Source organism: Ancylobacter moscoviensis (genome assembly GCF_007559435.1).
Classification (GTDB): Bacteria; Pseudomonadota; Alphaproteobacteria; order Rhizobiales; family Xanthobacteraceae; genus Ancylobacter; species Ancylobacter moscoviensis.
On the sequence record NZ_VMBP01000006.1, the window covers coordinates 93,864 to 107,979 of the forward strand.

The 14,116-nt window shown below is 69.7% G+C and carries 15 protein-coding genes and 1 other RNA gene; 12 read left to right on the top strand and 4 right to left on the bottom strand.

The genetic code is table 11. The features are described from left to right. Window positions 1-171: 171 nt before the first annotated feature. Entirely contained in the window at window positions 172-2,163 is a 1,992-nt protein-coding gene (gene tkt, locus FO470_RS16930; protein WP_144344167.1) for a transketolase, read from the bottom strand. Between the two features lie 274 nt (window positions 2,164-2,437). On the opposite strand from tkt, the gene FO470_RS16935 reads away from it, so the two are divergent. From FO470_RS16935 to FO470_RS16960, 6 genes are all read left to right on the top strand, one after another. After that, the gene (locus FO470_RS16935; protein ID WP_144344168.1) at window positions 2,438-2,734 is read left to right on the top strand and encodes a DUF4164 domain-containing protein; all 297 of its coding nucleotides are present in this window, start codon (window positions 2,438-2,440) and stop codon (window positions 2,732-2,734) included. Window positions 2,735-2,754: 20 nt separating this feature from the next. Further along, window positions 2,755-3,138 (top strand): cell division protein ZapA, encoded by a 384-nt coding sequence (locus tag FO470_RS16940; RefSeq protein ID WP_144344169.1) that lies wholly within the window; start codon window positions 2,755-2,757, stop codon window positions 3,136-3,138. Between the two features lie 112 nt (window positions 3,139-3,250). After that, the gene (locus FO470_RS16945) at window positions 3,251-4,039 is read left to right on the top strand and encodes an inositol monophosphatase family protein (protein WP_186292004.1); all 789 of its coding nucleotides are present in this window, start codon (window positions 3,251-3,253) and stop codon (window positions 4,037-4,039) included. 140 nt (window positions 4,040-4,179) lie between these two features. Then, window positions 4,180-5,238 (top strand): flagellar motor protein MotA, encoded by a 1,059-nt coding sequence (locus tag FO470_RS16950; RefSeq protein WP_144344170.1) that lies wholly within the window; start codon window positions 4,180-4,182, stop codon window positions 5,236-5,238. Further along, a complete protein-coding gene (locus tag FO470_RS16955; protein ID WP_144344171.1) occupies window positions 5,238-6,272 on the top strand; it encodes a peptidoglycan -binding protein in 1,035 nt (344 codons plus the stop codon). The genes FO470_RS16950 and FO470_RS16955 overlap by 1 nt, the downstream gene beginning before the upstream one ends. Before the next feature lie 10 nt (window positions 6,273-6,282). Beyond that, window positions 6,283-6,762, top strand: a complete 480-nt coding sequence (locus FO470_RS16960) for a GNAT family N-acetyltransferase (protein ID WP_144344172.1) — start codon at window positions 6,283-6,285, stop codon at window positions 6,760-6,762. Window positions 6,763-6,821: 59 nt separating this feature from the next. Here FO470_RS16960 and FO470_RS16965 read toward each other — a convergent pair whose 3' ends face one another. Continuing rightward, entirely contained in the window at window positions 6,822-8,639 is a 1,818-nt protein-coding gene (locus tag FO470_RS16965) for an ABC transporter transmembrane domain-containing protein (protein WP_144344173.1), read from the bottom strand. Window positions 8,640-8,741: 102 nt separating this feature from the next. Here FO470_RS16965 and rpmE point away from each other — a divergent pair, with 102 nt between their 5' ends. Next, entirely contained in the window at window positions 8,742-8,966 is a 225-nt protein-coding gene (rpmE, locus tag FO470_RS16970; RefSeq protein ID WP_144344174.1) for a 50S ribosomal protein L31, read from the top strand. 144 nt (window positions 8,967-9,110) lie between these two features. Here rpmE and FO470_RS16975 read toward each other — a convergent pair whose 3' ends face one another. Then, window positions 9,111-9,662: a DUF1465 family protein gene (locus FO470_RS16975; RefSeq protein WP_144344175.1), complete on the bottom strand. Its 552-nt coding sequence runs from the start codon at window positions 9,660-9,662 to the stop codon at window positions 9,111-9,113. Between the two features lie 263 nt (window positions 9,663-9,925). After that, complete coding sequence (locus FO470_RS16980; protein ID WP_144344176.1) at window positions 9,926-10,129, bottom strand: DUF1192 domain-containing protein; 204 nt, start codon at window positions 10,127-10,129, stop codon at window positions 9,926-9,928. A gap of 167 nt (window positions 10,130-10,296) precedes the next feature. On the opposite strand from FO470_RS16980, the gene FO470_RS16985 reads away from it, so the two are divergent. From FO470_RS16985 to FO470_RS17005, 5 genes are all read left to right on the top strand, one after another. Further along, window positions 10,297-11,274, top strand: a complete 978-nt coding sequence (locus tag FO470_RS16985; protein ID WP_144344403.1) for an NAD(P)H-quinone oxidoreductase — start codon at window positions 10,297-10,299, stop codon at window positions 11,272-11,274. Window positions 11,275-11,590: 316 nt separating this feature from the next. Beyond that, window positions 11,591-11,747: non-coding RNA, 6S RNA (gene ssrS, locus FO470_RS16990), on the top strand. A gap of 11 nt (window positions 11,748-11,758) precedes the next feature. Further along, on the top strand, window positions 11,759-12,364 hold the full coding sequence (locus FO470_RS16995) for a 5-formyltetrahydrofolate cyclo-ligase (protein WP_144344177.1): 606 nt from the start codon (window positions 11,759-11,761) through the stop codon (window positions 12,362-12,364). A 4-nt stretch (window positions 12,365-12,368) separates the two neighbouring features. After that, window positions 12,369-13,181, top strand: a complete 813-nt coding sequence (locus FO470_RS17000) for a TIGR00282 family metallophosphoesterase (protein WP_144344178.1) — start codon at window positions 12,369-12,371, stop codon at window positions 13,179-13,181. A gap of 113 nt (window positions 13,182-13,294) precedes the next feature. Next, window positions 13,295-14,041: a YebC/PmpR family DNA-binding transcriptional regulator gene (locus FO470_RS17005; protein ID WP_144344179.1), complete on the top strand. Its 747-nt coding sequence runs from the start codon at window positions 13,295-13,297 to the stop codon at window positions 14,039-14,041. Window positions 14,042-14,116 lie beyond the last annotated feature (75 nt).

Sequence of the window (14,116 nt, forward strand, 5' to 3'; positions counted from 1 at the left end):
CATCACGTCCGCGCGAGGGCCTCATAGCGCGGAGGACGTTGCGACACCAGTCGCACTTTTGACGCTGCGACCTCAGGGCAGGGCTGGCGCAATCTGCATGCGCCAGCCGCATGGCTTGTCCGGTAACCCGTTCCGCCGGCTGGTGCAGCCGGCGGCCCGTGGCGGGTCGTTTCAGCGCTTCAGGCGGCTGAGCGCCGTCGCCACCACGCCTTCCGGGGTGATGCCGAAATGGGCGAAGACCTCGGGCGCGGGGCCGGAGGCGCCGAAGCCGGTCATGCCGACGAAGGCGGCGTCCGAGCCGACGATCTGGTCCCAGCCCTGGCGGATGGCCGCCTCGATGGCGATCTTCACCGGCGCCTTGCCGACGACCTGGCGGCGGCTTTCCTCGGGCTGGTTCAGGAACAGCTCGAAGCACGGCACCGAGACGACGCGGGTCGGCACGCCCTGCGCCTCGAGGCTCTCGCGGGCCTTCATGGCGAGCGAGACTTCCGAGCCGGAGGCGAAGAGCGAGACCTGCGCCTCGTCGGAGGCCGAGGCCAGCTCATAGGCGCCGCGCGCGGTCAGGCAGCGCTCGGTGTCGTCGGTACGCAGCAGCGGCAGGTTCTGGCGGGTCAGCGCCATCACGCTCGGGCCGGTCTTGTGCTCGAGCGCGAGCTTCCAGGCTTCCGCCGTCTCGACCGTGTCGCACGGGCGGAAGACGAGCAGGTTCGGAATGGCGCGCAGGGCGGCGAGGTGCTCCACCGGCTGGTGGGTCGGGCCGTCCTCGCCGACGCCGATCGAATCGTGGGTGAAGACGTAGACCACCCGCACGCCCATCAGCGCCGAGAGGCGGATCGAGGGGCGGCAATAGTCGGAGAAGACGAGGAAGGTGCCGCCATAGGGGATGAAGCCGCCGTGGAGGGCGATGCCGTTCATCGCCGCCGCCATGCCGTGCTCGCGGATGCCCCAGTTCACGTAGCGGCCGTCATATTTCGGCGGCTCGACATAGACCGAGGTCGCCTTGGTCTTGGTGTTGTTGGAGTGGGTAAGGTCGGCCGAGCCGCCCACCATCTCCGGCAGCGCCTCGGTCAGCGCTTCCAGCGCGATCTCGGAGGACTTGCGGGTGGCGACGGCGCCCCCGTCGGCGCGCGCCTTGGCGATCACGCCGGCGACCACTTCGCCGGTCTTCGACGGCAGGTCGCCGCGCACCCGGCGCTCGAACTCGCCGCGCAGCGTGGCGTCGGTGTCCTTGAGGCGCTGGGTCCAGTTCTTGTGTGCCTGGCGCGAGCGCAGGCCGGCGAGGCGCCACGCATCGAGAACGTCGCTCGGGATGACGAAGGGATCGTATTCCCAGTTGAGGAAGGCGCGGGCCGCCGCGATCTCGGCGGCGCCGAGCGGGGCGCCGTGCACGCCATTGGTGCCGCCCTTGTTGGGCGCGCCGTAGCCGATCGTGGTGCGGCAGGCGATCAGCGAAGGCTTGTCGCTGGTCTTGGCGCGCTCGATGGCGGCGAGAATGGCGTCCGGGTCATGCCCGTCGATGCGGGTGGCGTTCCAGCCGGAAGCCTCGAAGCGGGCGAGCTGGTCGGTGGCGACCGACAGGGCGGTCGAGCCGTCGATGGTGATGTGGTTGTCGTCCCACAGGACGATCAGCTTGTTCAGCTTCTGGCGGCCGGCGATCTCGATCGCCTCCTCCGAGAGGCCTTCCATCAGGCAACCGTCGCCGGCGATGACATAGGTGTGGTGGTCGACGAGATCCGAGCCGAACTGCGCGGCCAGCATGCGCTCGGCGAGCGCGAAGCCGACGGAGTTGGCAAGGCCCTGGCCGAGCGGGCCGGTGGTGGTCTCGATGCCGGTGGTGTGGCCGAACTCCGGGTGGCCCGGCGTGCGCGAGCCGAGCTGGCGGAAGTTCTTGATGTCGTCGAGCGTCATGCCCTCGTAGCCGACGAGGTAGAGCAGCGAATAGATCAGCATCGAGCCGTGGCCGGCCGACAGGATGAAGCGGTCGCGGTCCGGCCAGTGCGGGTCGGTCGGATCGAACTTCAATACCTTGCCGAAAAGAACGGTGGCGACGTCGGCCATGCCCATCGGCATGCCGGGATGGCCGGACTTGGCGGCTTCGACGGCATCCATGGTCAGGGCCCGGATGGCATTGGCCATGCGATCGTGCTTTTCGCGGTTCGACATGAGGACGGATGTCTCCGAGGGGACGCGTTGAGGGTGTTCGGCGCGATGCCTTGAGAATGGCCGCTCGCCGAGCGGCGGATGCTCCCAGGCTGGCCTTTTCAGCGTGCGGGTAAAGGGCGGCCGAGTGATAGCATCACCCGGCGCCCTGTCAAAGGCGGGGACGTTCGCGGCCGGGCGGGCCGCGGTTGACGCTCCCGGCCGGCACAGGCTCAATATCGCCGGAATCACTTGGCGATATCGCTTCCCGAATCGGGCGGGAACGGGCGGAGAAAGCATGAGCGTGCCGGGAGGGAGCGAGCCGACCGTACTGGAGGCGGCGCTCCGGCGCTTCAGCGGCGCTGTCGATGCGTTGGAAGCGGCGATCGAGCGTCGGCTGGAGGTCGAGCGACAGGAGGCGGCGCTCGCCCAGCAGCTTCACGTGCTCGGCGCCGATCGTTCGCGTCTTGCCGACGCGCTCGACGGCGCGCAGGCGCGGGCCGACCGGCTGGAGAACGCCAATGACGAGGTCTCCCGGCGTCTCGGCAGCGCGATGGAGACGATCCGCGCGGTGCTGGCCGCGCATGAGCGCTGAAGCGGGACGGAGGAACGACCATGGCCCACGTCACCGTCACCATCGGCGGACGCGCCTACCGGATGGCCTGCGATGACGGGCAGGAGGAGCATCTCGTCGGCCTCGGCGAGGAGGTCGACGCGCGCATCGACCAGCTTCGCGCCGCCTTTGGCGAGATCGGCGACCAACGGCTCAGCGTCATGGCCGCGATCACGATCGCGGACGAGCTGAGCGAGGCGCGCCGGCGCATCCGAGCCCTCGAGCAGGAGGCCGCCAGCGAGCGCGCTGCCCGCGGAGCGGCCAGCCAGCGCCTCGACCAGACCGAGGCGCAGCTTGCCGGCACCGTGATCTCTGCCGCCGAAAGGCTGGAACGCCTTGCCCGCGAGCTGGGGCCGAGCCCGTCCGGCGGGGTGGGCATGGGGTGAGCCGATCCTCGGCTGCCCCCTGTGACTGTGAGGCGTACTTGACGCGGCAGGGCGTCGGGCGCAGAGGAGCACTCCGCCCCTTATCCCGCCCGTGCCGTATCTGGAAGTCGACATGATCCGTTCCCCCCTGATGACCGTCATGGTCCAGGCCGTCCGCAAGGCCGGCCGCTCCCTGGTTCGCGATTTCGGCGAGGTGGAAAACCTGCAGGTCTCGCTGAAGGGGCCGGCCAATTTCGTGTCCAATGCGGACCGCAAGGCCGAGCGCATCCTGCAGGAGGAACTCTCCAAGGCACGCCCCAGCTACGGCTTCATCATGGAGGAGGGCGGCGAGGTCGACGGCTCCGACGAGAGCCATCGCTGGATCATCGACCCGCTCGACGGCACCACCAACTTCCTGCACGGCATTCCGCTGTTCGCCGTTTCGCTGGGCCTTGCCCGCGACGGCGTGCCGGTGGCCGGGGTGATCTACAACCCCATCACCGATGAACTCTTCATCGCCGAGAAGGGCGCCGGCGCCTTCGTGAATGATCGGCGCATCCGCGTCGCCGCCCGGCGCAATCTGGCCGATGCCGTGGTCTGCTGCGGCATGCCGCATATGGGGCGCGGCGATTTCGGCCGGTTTGCCCGCGAATACGGCGCCATCGCGCCGAAGGTCGCGGGCATGCGTCGCACCGGCTCGGCGGCGCTCGACCTCGCCTGGGTGGCGGCCGGCCGCTTCGACGGCTTCTGGGAGCGCGGGCTCAGCCCGTGGGACATGGCGGCGGGCATCGTGCTGGTGCGCGAGGCCGGCGGCTACGTCTCCGATCTCGACGACGGCGACAAGATGCTCGCCAAGGGCGACATCATCGTTGGCAACGAAACCGTCCGCCGCGACCTGCTGGGACTGCTGCGCAAGGCGTAGCCGGTGCGAAGATAGGGGCGCGCGGGAAGGCCGTCGCGCGTTCCATTTCCGTCCGGCTGTGGCATAGTCCGGCGCGAGAGGCGGTTTTGTCCGGAAGCTTTTCTCCGGCGATTGCCCCCGCCCGCAGGACGGCCACTTTCATGAACGCGACGGATTCGTTTCATCAGCTTTCTTCGCCCCGCATCTTCCTGGTGCGGATGTTCGTCTTCGTGCTGCTCTGCGTGGCGCTGGCCTCTGTCCTCTACCAGCCGATCTGGCGGGCCTTCCTCAACAATCCCGGGCTGAACGGCGTCATCTTCGGTGTGCTGTTCATCGGCATCGTCTTCGCCTTCCGGCAGGTGGTGCGCCTGCTGCCCGAGGTGGCGTGGGTGAACAGCTTCCGCATCGCCGATCCCGGCCTCGAAGTCGCGCGCGCCCCCGTCCTGCTGGCGCCGATGGCCTCGCTGCTCGGCGACCGCGTGGGGCGCATGTCGATTTCGCAGGCGACGATGCGCGGCATCCTGGAGTCGATCGGCACCCGCCTCGACGAGGCGCGCGACCTCTTGCGCTACCTCACCGGCCTGCTGGTCTTCCTCGGCCTGCTCGGCACCTTCTGGGGCCTTCTGGAAACGGTGAGCTCGATCGGCCGGGTGATCGGCTCGCTGGATGTGGGGCCGGAATCGGCCTCGGTGCTCGACGCGATGAAGACCGGCCTCGCCGCGCCGCTCGGCGGCATGGGCATCGCCTTCTCGTCCTCCCTGTTCGGTCTGGCCGGCTCGCTCGTGCTGGGCTTCCTCGATCTTCAGGCCGGGCAGGCGCAGAACCGCTTCTACACCGACCTCGAGGACTGGCTGTCCACGACGGTCGAGGACCTTGGCGTGGAGGCCGCCCGCGAGCGGCCGGCGCGCGCGCCCGCGACGGCCGCGGCCACGGTGCCGGGCGCGGCTGTGCCCGCGGCGGCGGTGCCGCCGGCGGCCGACTTCGGCAACCTCACCGACGCGATCGCCAAGCTCGATCGCACCATGACGGAAGCGGGTTCGCAGCGCGTGACCACCGCCATGGCGCATCTGGCTGAGAGCCTTCAGGGACTGGTCCAGCACATGCGCAGCGAGCAGCAGATGGTGCGCGACTGGGTGGAGGCCCAGGCGGAGCAGCAGCGCGACATTAAGCGGCTGCTGGAGCGCATCGCCGAGAAGCAGTCGGATCGCGAGAGCGCCTGATGGCCCTGGGACGCGCCCGCCGCGGCGAACGCCACATCGACTACTGGCCCGGCTTCGTCGACGCGCTGTCGACGCTGCTGCTGGTCTTCGTCTTCCTGCTCTCGGTCTTCGTGCTCGCCCAGTTCGTGCTGACGCAGGAGATCGGCAGCAAGGACGACGCCATGGCGCGGCTGCAGGCGCAGATTCGCGAGCTGACCGACCTGCTGGCGCTGGAGCGGACCAACGACGCCGAGGCGGAAAGCCAGATGGGCGCGCTGCGCGCCAGCCTGCTGCGGATGGAGCAGGAGCGCGACGCGCTGCAGGAGGCGGCGACCGCCGTCGCCACGCCGGAGGAGATCGCGGCGGCGCAGAACCGGGGCGACGACCTCGCCCGCCAGCTCGGCCAGGAGAAGGACGCGGCGGCGCAGGCCGCCTCGCAGATCGCCATCCTCAACCAGCAGATCGCCGCGCTGCGCCGGCAGATCGCGGCACTGGAACAGGCGCTGGACATCGCCGACCAGAAGGACAAGGAAAGCCAGTCGCGCCTCGCCGATCTCGGCCGCCGGCTCAACGTCGCCCTTGCCCAGCGCGTACAGGAGCTGACGCGCTACCGTTCGGAATTCTTCGGCCGGCTGCGCACGATTCTCGGCGACCGCCCGGACGTGCGCATCGTCGGCGACCGCTTCGTCTTCCAGTCGGAAATCTTCTTCGACCGCGCATCGGCGGAGATCCGCACCGACGCGGTCCCCGCCCTCGACCAGCTCGCCGCCGCTCTGGTGCAGCTGGAGAAGGAGATCCCCCCCGATCTCGGCTGGGTGCTGCGGGTCGACGGCCACACCGACGACCGTCCCATCGCGACGCCGCAGTTCCCGTCCAACTGGGAACTCTCGGCGGCGCGCTCCATCGCCGTGGTGCAGTATCTCGCCAGCAAGGGCGTGTCGCCGCAGCACCTCGTCGCCGCCGGCTTCGGCGAATACCAGCCGATCGATACCGGCAGCAGCGACGAGGCGCGTGCCCGCAACCGCCGCATCGAACTGAAGCTCACCGAGAGATGACCGAACGGCGATGACATCCGGCCCATCCGCCACGCTCGCACAGTTCGACTGGAACCGTATGCCGGCCATGACCGACCTGTGGGTGGAGGCGTGGCAGGAGGCGATGCCCGAGATCGACTTCGAGGCGCGGCGCGGCTGGCTGTGCCACCGCATCGGCACGCTGATCGAGGAAGGCGCGGTCATCGAGCTGGCGCTGGAGACGCGCGGGGAGGCGGCGCCGGCACGGCTGCTGGGTTTCGTCTCGGTGCATCCGCGCACCGGCTATGTCGACCAGCTCGTCGTCCATCCCGACCATTGGGGGGAGGGGGTCGCCAGCCGGTTGGTGGCCGCCGCCGCCGCGCGTTCGCACGGGCGGCTCTCGCTCGACGTGAACGAGGAGAACGAGCGGGCCGTGCGCTTCTACGAGAAGGCCGGCTTCGTGGCGACCGGGCGCGGCGTCAACCCCACCTCCGGCCGCCCGACGCTGCGGATGGAGCAAAAGAGCGGGTGAACTGCCGCTCCGCATCCCATCCGCGATGACGGCTCATCTGCGATGACGGCGAACCCCGCCTACTTGCCCCCATTGCCCTCGCCGAACTGCAGCGCCGCGAGGCGGGCATAGAGGCCGCCCTGCGCGACGAGGCTGGCATGGTTGCCTTCCTCCACCACGCGCCCGCCTTCCATCACCAGGATGCGGTCGGCGGAGAGCACGGTGGCGAGCCGGTGCGCGATGACGAGCGTGGTGCGCCCTTCCATCGAGCGATCGAGCGCCTGCTGCACCAGCGTCTCGCTTTCGGCGTCGAGGGCGGAGGTCGCCTCGTCCAGCAGCAGGATCGGCGCCCGGCGCAGGATCGCGCGGGCGATGGCGATGCGCTGGCGCTGGCCGCCGGAGAGAGTGACGCCGCGCTCGCCCACCGCCGTCTCCCAGCCTTCCGGCAGGCGGGTGACGAATTCGTCGGCGCGGGCGAGGCGCCCGGCCTCCTCGACCTCGGCATCGGTGGCGTCCGGCCGGCCGAGGCGGATGTTCTCGCGGATCGAGGTGGCGAAGATGGCGACGTCCTGCGGCACCAGCGCGATGCGCGCGCGCACCGCCTCCGGATCGGCCCTGGCAATGTCGACGCCATCCACCTCCACCCGCCCGGAGGCCGGATCGTAGAAGCGCAGGAGAAGCTGGAACAGCGTGCTCTTGCCGGCGCCGGACGGGCCGACGACGGCGACGCGCTCGCCCGGCCGCACGGCGAAGCTGACCCCGGAAAGGGCGGGCAGGTCCGGCCGCGTCGGATAGGCGAAGGCGACGTTCTCGAAGGCGACGGCCCCGCGCGCCGGCTCCGGCAGCGCTTCCGGCACGGCGGGGCGGGAGACCTTCGGCTGCTCGGCCAGCAGCTCGGCGATGCGCTCGGTGGCGCCGGCCGCCTGCGAGATTTCACCCCAGACCTCGCCGAGCTGGCCGAGGCCGCTGGCCGCCAGCACGGCATAGAGGACGAACTGGCCGAGCGTGCCGGCGGTCATGGTGCCGGCGAGCACGGCGTTGGCGCCGGCCCATAGGATGCCGACCACGCTGGCGAAGATGAGCAGGATCGCGAAGCCGGTGAGCCAGGCGCGGGCGCGGACGGCGTCGCTCGCCGCGTTGAACGCCTGTTCGACCTCGCCGGCGAAATGGCGGGCGGCGCTCGCTTCCGCCGTGTTGGCCTGCAGGCTGCGCACGGCGCCGATGGCCTCGGCGGCATAGGCGGAGGCCTCGGCCAGCGTGTCCTGCGCGTTGCGCGAGCGCTTGCGCACGCCGCGCCCGGCGCCGAGCAGCACGGCGACGATGACGGGAATGGCGATGAGCAGCGTCGCCGAGAGCCAGGGGCTCGTGACCACCATCATCACCGCCGCGCCGAAGAACAGCACGAGGTTGCGCAGCGCGATGGAGGCGGAGGCGCCGACCGCCGACTTGATCTGGGTGGTGTCGGCGGTGAGCCGCGAGATCAGCTCGCCGGACCGGGCGCTGTCGTAGAAGCCGCCGTCGAGGGTGAGCACATGGGCGAAGAGCTGGGCGCGCAGATCCGCCACGATGCGCTCGCCGAGCGTCATGACGAGGTAGTAGCGCGCGGCCGAGGCGATGGCGAGCACCGCCACGACGCCGATCATCACGCCGAAATAGCGGTCGATGAAGCCGGCATGGCTCTCGTCGAAGCCGAGATCGATCATTCGCCGAACGGCGATCGGCACCACCAGCGTGGCGATGGCGGCGACCACCAGCGCCGCCAGCGCCGCCGCGGCGCGGCCGCGATAGCGCAGGATGTGCGGCCAGAGCGCCCGCAGGGGCCTCAGCCGGGGGCGGCGCGGGACGGGGGCGGCCGGCGTGGTCTCGGAAGGAAGGGAGGCGGCTTGTGTCACAGGCATGTCTCGGTTATAGAGCCGCTCGGATTTCCGGCAGGATCGTTTTGTAGATCGCCGCGTGGCTCCCGCAAGGGGCCGGCCGTGCGGCGGCTGAGGATGCTACCCATGAAGAGCGACATCCATCCCGACTACCACATCGTCAAGGTGGTGATGACGGACGGCACCGAGTACACGACCCGGACGACCTGGGGCAAGGAGGGCGACGTCCTCCAGCTCGATATCGATCCGACCTCGCACCCGGCCTGGACCGGCGGCTCGCAGCAGCTGCTCGACCGCGCCGGCCGCGTGTCCAAGTTCCAGAAGAAGTTCGCGGGCTTCCTCAAGGCCTGATCGGCCTTCCGGAACCAGTCTTGCGATCCGACGATGCCGACCCTCGCGCCGGGCGATGCCTCGCGCGAGGGTTTTCGTTTGCGCGGAGGTCGGAACGGTCCGGCAGCGTGACGGGCGTTCCGCGCGGGGATTGGCGGCTCGTCGTCAGCCGCGCTCGAAGGCGCGGCGCAGGCGGCCGATCTGGCCGGCGACGGCGTTCGGCCGCAGCTCGCCGGGCGTCGGCGAGGGGGCGGAGAGGGTGTCGTCGAGCTGGACGATCTGCCGCTGCAGCTCGTAGCCGCGCAGGATGAGGTCGACGAGCGGCTCCGGCAGCAGCGATTCCTGGTCCATGTCGCGCAGCGGACCCTTGAGGTCGATCTTCGCCGCCTCGCGCCGGGCGGTCTCCCCGCTCATCTCGCCCTCCGCCACGGCGCGCCGCAGCAGCAGCCAGGAGGCGAGCTGCATCAGCCGGGTGGAGAGCCGCATGCTCTGCTGGGCGTAGGCGGCGAGGGCGGTGCGGGAGAGGGCGCGGCTCGCGGTGCGGCCCTCGCCGTCGAGATAGGCGGCGGTCTCGTCGACCAGCGCCATGCCCTGCTGGAACAGCGCGATGAAGGCGGGGGAGGCGAGGCGGCGCTCGGCGAGGCGGATCATCTCGCCGCGGGCTGCCTCGTCCGTGCCGGAATCGCCGGTGCCGGAATCGTCCCGATCGTCGTTCATCGCCCTGGGTCCGCTGCATCCGTGGCCGCGCGGCGCGCGCCGACATGCCTGTCGCCCAGCGCGGGCGCGCTGTCCAGTCGTCCCGGCGGATGAGGGCGTGGGATTGCGGGGATGAAAAAAGAGCCGCCCGGTGGGGCGGCTCGATAAGTCTAGACAGGGATGCGTCAAACAGAGTGGACAGAGGCCACTCGCGGTCAAAACTGGACCGCTGCCAGTAATAGTTCGGAAAGCTTAATGCCGGGTTAAGCCCCCCGTCGGCGGGTTCAGCGCTTGAAGAAGGTTTCCGCTGCCTCGCGCGAGGCGCGCTTCTTCTGGAGGGCGCCCTTCAGCCGCTCGATCTCGCCGGTGAGCTGGCCGATGCGCTCCTCGATCTCGGTCTCGGACAGCGCCGAGAGATCGGTGCCGATCTCGTGCCCGGGTGCCTTCACCGCGGGGGCCGAGAGGAAGAGGTCGTCTTCGATCGCCATGGCGTCACTCCTTTTCAGGTCCAGCACGCCTGTCCCAATCTAGCCCCTGCCGGCGCCGGTTGCCAGCCGGGGCGGCTTGACCTAGGACGGGACAACAATCGCGACAGGATGAGGAAGACGCCGTGACCGACCTGCCCGTTGGCTTGCCCGCCCATCTGCCCGCTACCATGACGGCCGTTGGCCTGCCGACCCCCGGCGGCCCGGAAGCGCTGGTTCCCGAGCAGCGCCCGGTGCCCGTGCCCGGCGCGGGGGAGATCCTGGTCAAGGTCGCGGCGGCGGGCGTCAACCGGCCGGACGTGATGCAGCGCAAGGGGCTCTATCCCCCGCCGCCCAGCGCTTCCGACATCCCCGGCCTGGAGATCGCCGGCGAGGTGGTGGCGCTCGGCGCGGGCGTCACCTCGTGGAAGATCGGCGACAAGGTGTGCGCGCTCGTCTCCGGCGGCGGCTATGCCGAGTACTGCCTCGCGGACGAGGGCGCGGCGCTGCCGGTTCCGGCGGGGCTTTCCATGGTCGAGGCGGCGGCGCTGCCCGAGACCTTCTTCACCGTGTGGACCAACGTGTTCGACCTCGCCGGGCTGAAGGCGGGCGAGAGCTTCCTCGTGCATGGCGGCACCTCGGGCATCGGCACGACGGCGATCCAGCTCGCCAAGGCGTTCGGCGCCACGGTGCTGACGACCGCCGGCAGCCCCGAGAAATGCGAGGTCTGCCGTTCGCTCGGCGCCGATCTCGCCATCGACTACAAGGCCGCGGATTTCGTCGCGGCGGTGAAGGCGAAGACCGGCAAGGGCGTGAACGTCATTCTCGACATGGTCGGCGGCTCCTATATCGGCCGCAACTACGAGGCGGCCGCGCCGCAGGGCCGCATCGTCCAGATCGCCTTCATGGAAGGCTCCAAGGTGCAGATCGACTTCATGCGTCTGATGCTGAAGCGGCTCTCGCATATGGGTTCGACGCTGCGCTCGCGGCCGAAGGCGGAGAAGTCCGTCATCGCCGCTTCGCTGAAGGAAAAGGTCTGGCCGCTGATCGAGGCCGGCAAGGTGAAGCCGGTGCTCGACCAGACCTTCCCGCTGGAGAAGGCGAGCGAGGCGCATGCGCGCATGGAGACCAGCGCCCATATCGGCAAGATCATGCTGAAGGTGGGGTGAGGGACTTCGCCGAGGGTTTTGCCGAAGAGGCCTGTGTGGGATCCCGGATCGGCGCTTCGGCCTCGCCTCCGCTGGTCCGGGATACGGGAGGTATCTTGGCTTCCTGTTTCCCGGACAAGCTGCACGCCCTGCAGCGTCGATCCGGGACCCAGCGCCAGACTCTTCCGCAATTTCGCGACCTGTCTGCTGGAACGCGATCCCGGCTCTCCGTTCCGCCGCGGCGGGAATGACGAACGAAAGGCCCCTATCGCGGAAAGCTGTTCGCCGTTTCCGGCTCCCTCTGGCAATATTTCCCATCGCATCCTAAATTTGTCATGCGGGGCTGCAAGGCTCGTCAGGAGAACATATTCCCCGGGGCCTTATCGATCTCCAAGGGAGCTGTCCCTGACCGAACCCCTGGGTTCGGACAAACGGCGCCCACCTACGTTGTAGGTTCCCGGGATCGATCCTCCAACGGCCATTGTGGCTCCGCACCTGTTTCATCATGCCTTATTCGCCCGACGCGCAATTCGACAAGGCCAGCCTCCGCTCGGAGGCGCTCGCACGGCGTGCGGCGCTTCATCCGGATGCCCGCGAGGCCGCCGCCGAAGCCGCCGCCGCCAACGCGCTGGCGTGGCTTGGAGACGTGCGCGGGGAGGTCGTCTCCGTCTTCACGCCCATCGGCACCGAGATCGGCACCGGGCCGCTCATCCGGCGCCTGCGCGAGGGCGGTGCCGCCGTCGCCCTGCCGGTGGTGGTGGAGAACGGCAAGCCGCTGATCTTCCGCCAGTGGGAAGCGGGCGTGGAGCTGGTGGCCTCCAAGGGCCCCGGCCGGATCGTCATTCCCGCCCCGCCGGAGACGGCGCCCGCCGTCGTGCCGGACGTGCTGGTGGTGCCGCTCGCTGCCTTCGACGCGCGCGGCAACCGGCTCGGCTACGGTGCGGGCTTCTACGATCGCACGCTGGCCCTGCTGCGCGGCGCCAAGCGCATCGAGGCGGTCGGCTATGCCTTCGCCGTGCAGGAGCTTGCCGCCGTGCCCGCCGAACCGCATGACGAGCGGCTGGACGCCATCGCCACGGATGCCGGCATCGTGCGCCCGGCGGAGGACTGAACGAATGCGCCTACTCTTTCTCGGCGACGTGGTCGGGCGCCCCGGCCGGCAGGTCGTGCTCGAACACCTGCCGCGCCTGCGCGAGCGCTGGGAACTCGATTTCGTCGTGGTGAACGGCGAGAACGCCGCCGGCGGCTTCGGCATCACCGAGGCGATCTACGAGGAATTCCTCGAAGCCGGCGCCGATGCGGTGACGCTCGGCAACCATGCCTTCGACCAGCGCGAGGCGCTGGTCTTCATCGAGCGCGCGCCGCGACTGGTGCGTCCGGCCAATTTCCCGCCCGGCACGCCGGGCCGCGGGGCGGCGCTGGTGGAGGCGCGCAACGGCGCGCAGGTGCTCGTCGTCAACATCATGGGTCGGGTCTTCATGGACCCGCTGGACGACCCCTTCGCCGCCATCGACCGCGAGCTCGACGCCGCGCCGCTCGGGCAGGTGGCGGATGCGACCATCGTCGATTTCCATGCCGAGACCACCAGCGAGAAGCAGGCCTTCGGGCACTGGTGTGACGGGCGCGCCAGCCTCGTCCTCGGCACGCACACCCATGTGCCCACCGCCGACCACCGCATCCTCCCCGGCGGCACAGCCTACATGACCGATGTCGGCATGTGCGGCTCCTATGACGGGGTGATCGGCATGGACAAGGAGGAGCCGCTGCGCCGCTTCACCCGCAAGATCGGCGCGACGCGCTTCGAGCCGGCGGGCGGGGCGGGGACGCTTTCAGGCCTCGCGGTGGAGACCGATGCCGGCCTCGCCGTCCGGGTCGCGCCGGTGCGGATCGGCGGCGCGCTGGAAGAGACGGTGCCCTCCTTCTGGTAGAAGGCTCCCGCTTTACGTGCGCATGCCCTCTCGCCTATAAGCCGCGCACCCAATTTTTCAGGACTTCAATGCGGCCGGGCGGCAAGTCCGTCCGGGACGACGTGGAGGCGGCGATGGCCGGGCATTCGCAATTCAAGAACATCATGCACCGCAAGGGCAAGCAGGACGCGGTGCGTTCCAAGCTGTTCTCCAAGCTGGCGCGTGAAATCACCGTCGCCGCCAAGATGGGCATGCCCGACCCGAACATGAATCCGCGCCTGCGCGCCGCCATTCTCGCGGCCCGCGCGGAAAACATGCCGAAGGACAATATCGACCGCGCGATCAAGAAGGCGGCCGGTGGCGACGCGGAGAACTATGACGAGATCCGCTACGAGGGCTACGGCCCCGGCGGCGTCGCCGTCATCGTCGAGGCGCTGACCGACAACCGCAACCGCACCGCCTCGGAAGTGCGCTCCTATTTCACCAAGTCTGGCGGCTCGCTGGCCGAGACGGGCGCGGTGTCCTTCATGTTCGACCGCATCGGCGTCGTCGAGTTCGACGCCGCCAAGGCTTCGGGCGACGACATGCTGGAAGCCGCCATCGACGCCGGCGCGGACGATGTGTCCTCCGACGATGACGGCCACGAGATCGTCTGCTCGGTGGAGAACCTGCACGAGGTGGCCCGCGCGCTCGAAGCCAAGTTCGGCGAGCCGCGCAAGTCCGGCCTCGTCTGGCGCCCGCAGAACACCATCGCCGTGGACGACGAGACGGCGGAGAAGCTGATCCGGCTCGTCGACACGCTGAACGACAATGACGACGTGCAGAACGTCTACGCCAATTTCGAAGTGTCCGAGGCGATGCTGGCGAAGATGAGCGACTGAGGGCTCACCCGACAATCGTCATCCCGGATGGAGCACCGTCATGCCCGGCCTCGTGCCGGGCATTCGCGTCTTCGG

What these genes read in the sequence shown, in the direction of transcription:
- FO470_RS16965 (WP_144344173.1), bottom strand. Translation starts at nt 8,639, where the DNA reads ATGCCTGTGACACAAGCCGCCTCCCTTCCTTCCGAGACCACGCCGGCC.
- FO470_RS16935 (WP_144344168.1), top strand. Translation starts at nt 2,438, where the DNA reads ATGAGCGTGCCGGGAGGGAGCGAGCCGACCGTACTGGAGGCGGCGCTC.
- FO470_RS16985 (WP_144344403.1), top strand. Translation starts at nt 10,297, where the DNA reads ATGACGGCCGTTGGCCTGCCGACCCCCGGCGGCCCGGAAGCGCTGGTT.
- FO470_RS16975 (WP_144344175.1), bottom strand. Translation starts at nt 9,662, where the DNA reads ATGAACGACGATCGGGACGATTCCGGCACCGGCGATTCCGGCACGGAC.
- rpmE (WP_144344174.1), top strand. Translation starts at nt 8,742, where the DNA reads ATGAAGAGCGACATCCATCCCGACTACCACATCGTCAAGGTGGTGATG.
- FO470_RS17005 (WP_144344179.1), top strand. Translation starts at nt 13,295, where the DNA reads ATGGCCGGGCATTCGCAATTCAAGAACATCATGCACCGCAAGGGCAAG.
- FO470_RS16995 (WP_144344177.1), top strand. Translation starts at nt 11,759, where the DNA reads ATGCCTTATTCGCCCGACGCGCAATTCGACAAGGCCAGCCTCCGCTCG.
- FO470_RS17000 (WP_144344178.1), top strand. Translation starts at nt 12,369, where the DNA reads ATGCGCCTACTCTTTCTCGGCGACGTGGTCGGGCGCCCCGGCCGGCAG.
- FO470_RS16945 (WP_186292004.1), top strand. Translation starts at nt 3,251, where the DNA reads ATGATCCGTTCCCCCCTGATGACCGTCATGGTCCAGGCCGTCCGCAAG.
- FO470_RS16955 (WP_144344171.1), top strand. Translation starts at nt 5,238, where the DNA reads ATGGCCCTGGGACGCGCCCGCCGCGGCGAACGCCACATCGACTACTGG.
- FO470_RS16950 (WP_144344170.1), top strand. Translation starts at nt 4,180, where the DNA reads ATGAACGCGACGGATTCGTTTCATCAGCTTTCTTCGCCCCGCATCTTC.
- FO470_RS16980 (WP_144344176.1), bottom strand. Translation starts at nt 10,129, where the DNA reads ATGGCGATCGAAGACGACCTCTTCCTCTCGGCCCCCGCGGTGAAGGCA.
- FO470_RS16940 (WP_144344169.1), top strand. Translation starts at nt 2,755, where the DNA reads ATGGCCCACGTCACCGTCACCATCGGCGGACGCGCCTACCGGATGGCC.
- FO470_RS16960 (WP_144344172.1), top strand. Translation starts at nt 6,283, where the DNA reads ATGACATCCGGCCCATCCGCCACGCTCGCACAGTTCGACTGGAACCGT.
- tkt (WP_144344167.1), bottom strand. Translation starts at nt 2,163, where the DNA reads ATGTCGAACCGCGAAAAGCACGATCGCATGGCCAATGCCATCCGGGCC.